Genomic DNA, 532 nt, shown 5'->3' on the forward strand with positions numbered 1-532 from the left:
GCGCGTTTGCGGAATTCGCCGGTACGGGTATCGATTTCGATTTTGTCGCCGTTTTCGATGTAAGACATCACTTGGATTTCAGTGCCGCCGACCAGACGTGCGGTTTTCATCACTTTGCCGGAAGTATCGCCTTTAACGGCAGGCTCGGTGTATTCAACTTCGCGAACGATGATGGTAGGCAATTCTACGGAGATTGGGTTGCCTTCGTAGAAAGTGACTTCGCATTGGTCTTCCATGCCGTCAACGATGAATTTCAACGCGTCGCCGATGTTGTCGGCTTCAATTTCGTATTGGTTGAACTCTTCGTCCATGAAGACGTACATTGGGTCGGCAAAGTAGCTGTAAGTACAGTTTTTGCGGGACAGGATCACGACGTCGAATTTGTCGTCGGCTTTGTAAATGGTTTCAGTAGCGGCACCGGTCAGCAGGTTTTTCAGTTTCATGCTGACTTTGGCGGAAGAGCGGCCGCCTTTGATGTATTCGGTTTTTTGAACGACCATAGGATCGTTGCCGACCATGAATACGTTGCCGG

General features: G+C 49.8%; 1 protein-coding gene. It reads right to left on the minus strand.

All coding sequences use genetic code 11. The annotated features are described in order from the left end of the window. On the minus strand, positions 1–532 hold a 532-nt coding region (efp, locus tag ACTHUM_RS18465; RefSeq protein ID WP_440403746.1), incomplete at both ends, for an elongation factor P.

It is taken from the genome of Neisseria sp. P0021.S006 (assembly GCF_051956895.1).